This is a genomic window from Chryseobacterium sp. VD8 (assembly GCF_037149975.1).
GTDB classification, from domain to species: domain Bacteria; phylum Bacteroidota; class Bacteroidia; order Flavobacteriales; family Weeksellaceae; genus Chryseobacterium; species Chryseobacterium indicum.
The window spans coordinates 1-8999 of sequence record NZ_JBBCQL010000193.1; the positions used below are offsets into that span (position 1 = coordinate 1).

Below are 8999 nucleotides of genomic sequence, written 5' to 3' on the forward strand. Positions count from 1 at the left end.
CTCTGAAGTTCATTGGCATGATCATATCACTGGTGTAATCTTCAATTTCTACGATCTCAAGCGGAGTTCCTGTTCTTTTGCCCACACTTTCCAGAAGATAGTCGGCTTTTTCTTTGGCTGCTTTCAGCGCATTGATTTTTACGGTTTTTCTGAAATCTGTGATTTTTGTGTTTTTAATTTCCGCAATGTTGACGTTGCTAACCCACTTCTGATTCAGGTTTTCAAAAAGATTTCCCATATCGGTCTTCTTTGTTACCTTAAACTGAAGATTCTTAGTGAAAATTTTCGTTTTGGAATAAATATTCTGGTACATCGATTTGAATTTGATGTCTTCGTTTTTTACTCCGTTGTTTTTAAGGATTTCAAAAAGCTGCTTTTCGTTCTCTGCCAATTGGTTTTTGTTATCTCCTTTAATTCCTACATTGAAGATAATTTCATCCGGTTCTACTTCCATTTCTGCAATTCCGGTTACTTCAATGAAATTTTTCTTTGTTTCCTGTGCGTTGATCAGTCCTCCTATCAGAAATAATCCGATCAGTAAAAAATGTCTAAGTTTCATAATTTTCTTTTTTTAATTTTAAACTTCTAGAGTAAAATTACGCCGATTTAAAACTGAAAATCGGGAGACTTGGTGAAATGAAGGTTTGGCTTGGTGAAATCAAAAAAATTGGAAATGATGATTATTTTAACGCGAAGATTAGCAAAGATTTTAATTGAAATTATTGTGAATATTCTTCGTGCGCAACGGCACTTCGTTCAGCAAATGATAGCTGAAAATAATGTTTTGTGATGAATATAAAAAACAGTCCTGAAAAGAACTGTTTATCTGTTGGTGAGAATAATTGATTTTCCGCTTGGTGTGACCAGTCTTTTAACTTCGGAGAAAAGTGTGGTTCGGATGATGAGTTCATCATTTTTTTCTGAAATGTTATACGGATCAGATGTTACATTCGCATCGTCGATATCATGTTCAAAAAGCTTTGTAGAACCGGACTGATCCACAGAGTAAAAATCTACTTTGTAATCATTAAGTCCGGTCTGATAAAATTTGTAAACAATTTTTTCATTGAGATCGCTGGAAATGATCTTGGTTTCAATGAAATTGTTTTGTTCAAGAAACGAACAACTCTGCAGGAATAATACAGGTAAAAGAAGAAAGTAAAGCTGTTTTTTCATAGTCGTATTTGGTTTTAACAAAAGTATGCATTGCTAAATAGTTGACTGTTAACAGAATTTCAATTTTCATATTACAATTTTTTCACATAAGAGTTGATAAAGAATTGAAATTGCCCAAAAGATTTAATAATAAGATTTTGTGCGTTTTCCGGATGAATATTTTAAGGCGATATTATAAATTCTCTTCAGATCTTCATCGTTTTTATCGCAGAAAGACTGATAATAACTGATAATGTTTTGCATCGAATTTTTGCTATTTCCGATATTGGATTGTGAAAAATCTTTTGCTGCTTTTTTGAGTGCTGTCGCCATTTTAGCAATCTGAAAATTTTTCTTTAATTCTTGTTGAGTTGTTTCCGTCATTCCATCATATTCTTTTTTTGACGAAATATTTTTCACCTCATCATTCTTTTCATAAACCAGAGAAGCCGTGATTGAAGAATTTTCTAATTCATTTTTCTCAACTTCTATCAGGAAAATCTGGGTTTGCCCGCAATCTAAATTTTCAAGTTCTACTTCTATTTCATGATCAGAAATATATTTTGGCTGATAACCGTAAAATGTTTTAATGTTCATTCCTTCAGGAAGATTGATCGTTAGTTTCGGCTTTTTTCCAATATTGTATAAAAGGCTTTCCAATTCATCTTTAAAGGTCTTTTGAATATCTTCTTCAGCATCTCCGATAAAATAATTGGAACCTCTTCCGTAAGTGGCGATTCTCCTTAACAGATCAAAATCCAGTTGCTGTCCGACTCCGATTGTACTGATGTCTATTCCTTTATCGTTAAATTCTTTCGACTGTTTCAGAATTGTTTCAGGATCGGTAATTCCGGAATTTGTCATTCCGTCGGTAAGAAGAATTACTTTGCTGTTGTAGTCTTTGGTATTGTGTTTTTGCGCTTCAGAATAGCCCATCATCATCCCCGAATGAATATTGGTGGAACCTGCAGGATAAATACTTTCAATAATGGCATCTAAATTTCCGGCAACCTCTTTTATTTTTGATGATTTTAAAACAAGATTCGCAGTATCATCAAATTTTACAATGGAAATGAGATCTTCGGATTTCAATCCTTTTACAAAAACTTTCAGTGCCGTTTTTACTTTTTCAAGTTTTCCGCCACCCATAGATCCGCTGTTATCAATGACCAGAGAAACATTTACTTTATTCGAATTCTGACGATTTGATACATTTTGCGTTGCAAGACCTATTTGCAGCAAAAAGCTGTCGTCCGAATTCAGAATTGTATTGTCATAATCGATGCTTAAAGCCACTTCATTTTTTTTCGGAATTTTGATCTGATGTTTGTGGTAATTCATAAAATCTTCTACAATAATCGTGTTTTCGTTAAGAAATCCACTTTCATTTGCACTTGAAAGACCGTTGCTCACCGTATGGGAAACAGAGCCTGAAGAAACTCCTAACTGCGCTTTTGAGATATTGAAAAGAAATGTTGAAGAGAAAAGGTAAACTAATGTACTTTTGTTTAAAAAAGATAAATTTTTCATGATGATTAAATTTGAATTATGCCACAAACTTAGCCTCAGAAACCCCTCAAAAAATACGAGACTTGGTGAAAGAAGAATTTCACTTGGTGAATAATTTTTTGTACATTATATATATGTATATCTTTGTTTTATGAAAATGATCCGGCTTTTTGTCCTTTTTGTATTGATGTTTTTGGGAAATCTCCTGTTTTCCCAAAGCAGTAATGTTGTTCAGGAAGTTCAGACGCAAAGCAAAAGATTAAAAAAAGCGGTCGATACTAAAGACGAATCTTCACAGGCAGATTCCTACTACAACATCGGAGAATCGTTTTTCAACAACGGGAACTTTCAGAAAAGTGAAGAATATTACACCAAAGCAAAAAATATCTACGAAAAATTAAACGACAAACCGAATATTGAAAAAGCAAGCCGCAAACTGGCACAGTCTCAGGAAAAGCAGAACAAAATTTCTCCGGCAATCAGCAATTACAACAGAGCCGCAGAAGTAAGTTATTCTAAAAGCCGTGCCTTGAATTCCAATGACGTGACCAGACTTTCCGTAAATTCTGCGGAAGCTAAAGAAGAAGCGATCCAGAATAATATCCAGCTTAACGAGAGGGAAAAAGATAAAGGCGAACTGGCTGCGAATTACACGCAGATGGCAGATATCAATATTCAGCAGAATGATATTCCGAAAGCGGAAGTAAATCTTACGAATGCCTATAAAATTTCTAAAAAAGAAGCACCGCAACAGGCATTGGAAATCAACCAGAAATTAACGGATTTTTACGTTGAAAATAAAAATTTCGACAAAGCAATTGAAGCAAAAAAGACCGTTTTAAAAGAAGATTTCGTTAAAGAAAATTCTAAAAAACAGGTGGAACAAATCCAGGAGCTTGCCGATATTTACATCAAAAAAAATGATCCGAAAGAAGCCATTGATCTGTTAAAAAAATCTTACGAAATTGCGCTCGAAAAAGGTCACACTTTGGAAGCACAGAAAAGTGTAAAAAAACTCGACAGTTTGTATAACGTTTCCGAAAATACGGATGCTTCGATAAAATTGTACCGTGATTTTCTCGGAAAACTGCCGGATCTGGTTTCAAAAGACAAAAGTCTGGTCGATGAAAAGATTCTTGAAGATACTGAACAGCGAATTGCCCAACTGGAAAAGGAAAAACAACTGAAGGATGAACTGATCCGCAAGAAAAATGTTTTCAACTACAGTTTGATCTTTGCATTGATTGTTTTAATCGGATTGATAATTTTCATTTTCAGAACCCTTAAAAAAGTTCAGATCAAGAATAAAAAAATCGCTTTGCAGTCGCTGCGCCGCGAGATGAATCCGCATTTCATTTTTAACAGCTTAAATTCTGTGAATCATTTCATTGCTACCAATAATGAACTGGAAGCCAACCAATATTTAACCAAATTTTCAAAATTAATGCGCGGCGTGATGGAAAATTCCACCGAAGATTTCATTCCGTTTCAGCAGGAGCTGGATCTGTTACAGAATTATCTTGCTTTGGAAAAAACACGTTTTGCTGATAAATTCGATTATGAAATTCATGTAGATGAAAGCCTGAACACTCAAAGTCTTAAAGTTCCGGGAATGCTGGTGCAGCCATTTTTAGAAAACGCAATATGGCATGGTTTACGTTACAGAACAACCAAAGGATTTTTAAATTTAAGTTTTGAAAAAGAAAACGAGCAGCTCAAAATAACCGTTGAAGACAACGGAATCGGGATCGAAGAAAGCAAAAAACAGAAAACCGAACATCAGAAAGCCAGAAAACGGCGCGGAATGAAAAATACCCTCGAAAGAATCGATCTGTTAAACGATCTGTATAAAAAAGAGATTTCATGCATGGTGAAAGATAAAGAAAATAATTCCGGTGTTTTGGTCATTTTAAAATTAAATGTATTGTAATAACCCAATGAAGCGAAAAATTTTAGCCTTTGTATTTCTAATATCATCTTTCGTGATGTTCGGACAGGAAATCAATTCTGCCCGTTTTGAAACTGTTGTTAAAACACTGAAAATAAATAAATCACAGATCAGAACAGAGTTTTACACGGAAAAGAAAATGCCAAATGAGAAAGATTCTTACATTGTTGTATTGCCCATTTTCGATGGACAGGAAGATGAAGGAACGTATACTGTAAGAAATTACATCCTGATTACAGACGAAAAAGGCAATATTAAAAATAAGTATTACGATCCTGAAGAAATTACTTCGGATGCGATTGGAATAAGCGGAATAACGATCGATACAGGTTTATATACAGTCAGGAAAGACATCCGTGCTTTCGGAATTAGAGTCAGCTTCAGAGGACAAAGCCAGCCGAATCCTTATTCAACAGAAGAGCTTTCTCTTTTTTATAGGGAAAACGGAAGCCTGAAAAAAATTCTGAACAGATTCGAAGTGTATTCGTACAGCGGAGAATGGGACACAAGATGTGCAGGAGAGTTTCATGAGACCACTTCCACAATAGATCTCGACAAAAAAACAACCGCTAATTTTACAGATCTTATCATCAAGACACAAAATATAAACAGGAGAACAAAACTGATAAAAGGAGATTGCAAAGACTTTGAAACCTCAAAAACAACCTACAAAACTTTAAAATTCTCCAACGGAAAATATCAATAGTTTTTTCCGCAACCTAAAATCTGCCACCTAAAACCTAAAGTATGAAAATAAAAGCTGTAATTGTAGACGATGAATTGATTGCAAGAGATGTTCTGAGGAATTATCTTACAAAATACTGTCCGCAGGTTGAAATTTTAGGGGAAGCCGAAAATATCAAAGAAGCCGTTCCACTGATTGCCGAGAAACAGCCGCAACTGGTTTTTCTGGACGTTGAAATGCCTTTTGGAAATGCTTTTGATGTCTTGGAAGCGACCAAAGAATTTTCCTACGAAACGATTTTTATCACGGCATTTTCACAATATTCTTTACAGGCTCTTAATAAATCGGCAAGTTATTATATTTTAAAACCAATTGACATTCAGGAGCTTATTTTAGCGGTTAATAAAGTGGCAGAAAGTCTGGAAAGCAAAGAAGAACTCAACCGGAATAAAATCCTACTCGAAAATTTAAAGTTAAAACCCGAAAAACAACAATTAATTCTCCCGACTTTACAAGGCTTTGATGTGGTGAAAACAGAAGACATTGTAAGACTTCAGGCGGATGGAAATTTCACTCAGGTGTATCTTACCGACGGTTCCAGGAAAATGGTATGCCGGTTTTTAAAACATTTCGATGATCTGCTGGAAAATCCTTTTGTAAGAGTTCACCGTTCACACATCATCAACACAGGCTTTGTAAAATCTTATCACAAAAGCGGAACGGCAACACTTTCCGACAATACCGAAATTGAAGTTTCCGGAAGTTTCAAAGACAATTTTCTGAAAGTTTTTTCTTAATTTTTTGGGTAGCTTAAAACTTCGATAAAACCCTTTACTTTTCTCTCATTTATGCCTTCCGCTCCCGCTTTTTTGTTTTACAAAAAGAGTTCCGCTCAAGTCGGGCTGCAAAGATTCAACATTAAAAGAATTGACTTATCCCTTTTACCAATAAAGGCTTCGATAAGATTCTTACAATGTTAAAATATTACGGTTAGTATTCGAGATGTCACCCTGAGCTTGTCGAAGGGATGATTAGAAAACTTCTTACCAATCGTTCAGGCATCATTTTTGAACTTTTCAGGACGACTACAAAAATATTTCTATTATGAAGACTTTTCAGAAAATAGCAATCCCTGTCTCTCTGGGTATTTTAGGATTATTTATTCTCAATTCATGTTCCGTAGGAATTCCCAAAGGAGCAATGGCTGTGCAGAATTTTAATGCAGATAAATATTTGGGAACATGGTATGAAATAGCCCGTTTCGATTACAAATTCGAGAAAAACATGGATAATGTAACGGCAACCTACTCTAAAAACCCGAACGGAACGATAAAAGTAGATAACAAAGGGTACAACTATGTTAAAAAAGAGTGGAAGGAATCCATTGGTGAAGCACGATTCGTTGGAAAAGAAACGGAAGCACGCCTGAAAGTTTCTTTTTTTAAGCCGATCTGGGCAGGATATAATGTGGTAGATATCGACGATAATTATCAGTACGCTTTGGTCATGGGAAACAATCTTGAATATCTGTGGATTCTGTCCAGAACAAAAGAAATCCCTGAAAGCATCCGCCAGAGATTTTTAGAAAAAGCAAAAAATGTAGGTTATAATACAGATAAATTAATCTGGGTTAAACATAATTAATCTGAATTAAAATATCAGACAAAACCAAATAAAAAATCGCTCCAAAAACGGAGCGATTTTTTATTTTAATGAATATGTTTTTCTGCGTGATAAGAACTTCTTACCAAAGGTGAACTTTCAACATGTCTGAATCCTAAACTTCTTGCAAAATCCCCGAATTCATCGAACTCTTCAGGAGTGATAAATTTCTTTACAGGAAGGTGTTTTTTTGTAGGCTGCAAATACTGTCCTAAAGTAATTACGTCCACATTTGCGTTTCTGATGTCTTCAATCGTCTGGAAAACCTCCTCTTTAGTTTCTCCCAAACCAAGCATTACACCTGTTTTTGTTCTTCTCTGTCCTGCTTCTTTTAAATATCTTAAAACCTCAAGACTTCTTTCGTATTTTGCCTGAATTCTCACTTCTCTTGTAAGACGTTTTACCGTTTCCATATTGTGAGAAATTACTTCCGGAGCTACATCTACCAATCTGTCGATGTGTTTTGTAATCCCCTGAAAATCGGGAATCAAAGTTTCCATTGTGGTTCCCGGAGAAATTCTTCTTACTGCATTTACGGTTTCTGCCCAAAGAATAGATCCCATATCTTTCAGATCATCGCGGTCTACAGACGTTAAAACAGCATGCTTGATCTTCATTAATTTAATGGAACGTGCCACTTTTTCAGGTTCGTCCCAGTTTACATCCATCGGTTTTCCGGTTTTTACCCCGCAAAACCCGCAGCTTCGCGTACAGATATTTCCAAGGATCATGAAAGTAGCTGTTCCTTCTCCCCAACATTCGCCCATATTCGGACAGCTTCCGCTCTGGCAAATGGTATTTAATTTATATTTATCAACCAAAGTTCTCAGTTCTCGGTAGTTTTTTCCGGTAGGAAGTTTTACACGAATCCATTTTGGTTTCTGAACGGTAGTATCCTGAACTAAATTCTCCATTTATTTCTCAAATTGAGGTTCAAAGTTAGTGATTTTTTTATCGAAACAATCAAAGACAGGCATTGATGAAACATATAATTCAGTAATTTTAAACTATAAAATATCTTATGAAAAACACATTCTGCATTCTAGCCCTTATTTTCAGCACATTCTGTTTTGCGCAGAAAGAATTTCAGCCGAAAAATTCAAAAATCAATGAAACTGTTGAGGGTGATCTTGACGGAGATAAAATCCCTGAAAAAGTAATAGTTTATGATATTCCGACCAACGGCGATTCCGGAGACCTTCGCGAAATTCAGATTCTGAAGAAAGTAAATAATAAATGGACTGTTTTGGAAAAATCCCCAAAAGCAATTCTGGGCAGTAAAGACGGTGGAATGATGGGCGATCCGTATCAGGGAACCGAGATAAAAAACGGAATTCTGGAAATTAGCCATTACGGCGGAAGCAGTTGGAAATGGGGCGGTACAGACAAGTACAGATTTCAGAACGGTCATTTCGAGTTAATCGGCTTTTTCTCTGAAAGTGGAAAACCAGAAGAATATTGGACAACAGTAGACTTTAATCTTTCCACAGGTAAGATCATTTATGAAAAGGAAGTCGTTAACAAAAAAGAATACGGAAATTCGAAGAAAGAAGTTTTCATTAAAAAAGGAATGAAAATCAATCTGCAAAACAGAAATCAGGAAAAAAGAAGAGAAATTCTGCTGCCTAAAACAAAGGAAAAGATTTATATCTGATGATATTAAAGTAAAAAAGCACCTCTTTGCAGAAGTGCTTTTTTTAATAAATTTGTTTAAACTTTTTTACTGCAAAAGAAGCAAAAGAATTAAACACTTTAGTTTCTTAAGTTTAATACTTAATGAAAAAAAGAGCACATAAATTTTAAAAAATCAAAGATTTTTTCTCTTTGCAGACTTTTGAAATACTTTACATAAATCCAATAAAGTCTTTTGTCTCTTTTGAGGTTAAATTTAAAGCTAGTTAAAGAACTTCAATATAATTTAAAGGTTATTTAAAATCTTCAATGGACTTGTTGATCGCATCGATTTGCTTATTGATGCTCGCTGCATTTTGAGGATTCTGTTTCAGAAGTTCCATTTTTTTGGCAAGACCGTCTTTCAGC

9 protein-coding genes are annotated in these 8999 nt (G+C 35.0%); 5 read left to right on the plus strand and 4 right to left on the minus strand.

Annotated features, from left to right (window positions below):
• From WFK35_RS17355 to WFK35_RS17365, 3 genes are all read right to left on the minus strand, one after another.
• A partial coding sequence (locus tag WFK35_RS17355; protein ID WP_336733640.1) for an SIMPL domain-containing protein occupies positions 1-559 on the minus strand: 559 nt, incomplete at its 3' end.
• Positions 560-822: 263 nt separating this feature from the next.
• The gene (locus WFK35_RS17360) at positions 823-1176 is read right to left on the minus strand and encodes a hypothetical protein (RefSeq protein WP_336733642.1); all 354 of its coding nucleotides are present in this window, start codon (positions 1174-1176) and stop codon (positions 823-825) included.
• A gap of 123 nt (positions 1177-1299) precedes the next feature.
• Positions 1300-2685: a vWA domain-containing protein gene (locus tag WFK35_RS17365; RefSeq protein WP_336733643.1), complete on the minus strand. Its 1386-nt coding sequence runs from the start codon at positions 2683-2685 to the stop codon at positions 1300-1302.
• A gap of 130 nt (positions 2686-2815) precedes the next feature.
• On the opposite strand from WFK35_RS17365, the gene WFK35_RS17370 reads away from it, so the two are divergent.
• The 4 genes from WFK35_RS17370 to WFK35_RS17385 all read left to right on the plus strand — a co-directional run bounded on the left by WFK35_RS17370 (position 2816) and on the right by WFK35_RS17385 (position 6941).
• Positions 2816-4594, plus strand: coding sequence for a tetratricopeptide repeat-containing sensor histidine kinase (locus tag WFK35_RS17370; RefSeq protein WP_336733644.1), 1779 nt, complete (start codon positions 2816-2818; stop codon positions 4592-4594).
• Between the two features lie 7 nt (positions 4595-4601).
• Entirely contained in the window at positions 4602-5318 is a 717-nt protein-coding gene (locus tag WFK35_RS17375) for a hypothetical protein (RefSeq protein WP_336733645.1), read from the plus strand.
• A 41-nt stretch (positions 5319-5359) separates the two neighbouring features.
• Positions 5360-6094, plus strand: a complete 735-nt coding sequence (locus WFK35_RS17380) for a LytR/AlgR family response regulator transcription factor (RefSeq protein ID WP_336733646.1) — start codon at positions 5360-5362, stop codon at positions 6092-6094.
• A 307-nt stretch (positions 6095-6401) separates the two neighbouring features.
• A complete protein-coding gene (locus WFK35_RS17385; RefSeq protein WP_336733647.1) occupies positions 6402-6941 on the plus strand; it encodes a lipocalin family protein in 540 nt (179 codons plus the stop codon).
• 65 nt (positions 6942-7006) lie between these two features.
• Here WFK35_RS17385 and lipA read toward each other — a convergent pair whose 3' ends face one another.
• Entirely contained in the window at positions 7007-7873 is an 867-nt protein-coding gene (gene lipA / locus WFK35_RS17390) for a lipoyl synthase (protein WP_076395321.1), read from the minus strand.
• 107 nt (positions 7874-7980) lie between these two features.
• Here lipA and WFK35_RS17395 point away from each other — a divergent pair, with 107 nt between their 5' ends.
• Positions 7981-8613, plus strand: a complete 633-nt coding sequence (locus tag WFK35_RS17395) for a hypothetical protein (RefSeq protein ID WP_336733648.1) — start codon at positions 7981-7983, stop codon at positions 8611-8613.
• Positions 8614-8999: the final 386 nt, after the last annotated feature.

What these genes read in the sequence shown, in the direction of transcription:
- WFK35_RS17360 (WP_336733642.1), bottom strand. Translation starts at nt 1,176, where the DNA reads ATGAAAAAACAGCTTTACTTTCTTCTTTTACCTGTATTATTCCTGCAG.
- WFK35_RS17365 (WP_336733643.1), bottom strand. Translation starts at nt 2,685, where the DNA reads ATGAAAAATTTATCTTTTTTAAACAAAAGTACATTAGTTTACCTTTTC.
- WFK35_RS17370 (WP_336733644.1), top strand. Translation starts at nt 2,816, where the DNA reads ATGAAAATGATCCGGCTTTTTGTCCTTTTTGTATTGATGTTTTTGGGA.
- WFK35_RS17375 (WP_336733645.1), top strand. Translation starts at nt 4,602, where the DNA reads ATGAAGCGAAAAATTTTAGCCTTTGTATTTCTAATATCATCTTTCGTG.
- WFK35_RS17380 (WP_336733646.1), top strand. Translation starts at nt 5,360, where the DNA reads ATGAAAATAAAAGCTGTAATTGTAGACGATGAATTGATTGCAAGAGAT.
- WFK35_RS17385 (WP_336733647.1), top strand. Translation starts at nt 6,402, where the DNA reads ATGAAGACTTTTCAGAAAATAGCAATCCCTGTCTCTCTGGGTATTTTA.
- lipA (WP_076395321.1), bottom strand. Translation starts at nt 7,873, where the DNA reads ATGGAGAATTTAGTTCAGGATACTACCGTTCAGAAACCAAAATGGATT.
- WFK35_RS17395 (WP_336733648.1), top strand. Translation starts at nt 7,981, where the DNA reads ATGAAAAACACATTCTGCATTCTAGCCCTTATTTTCAGCACATTCTGT.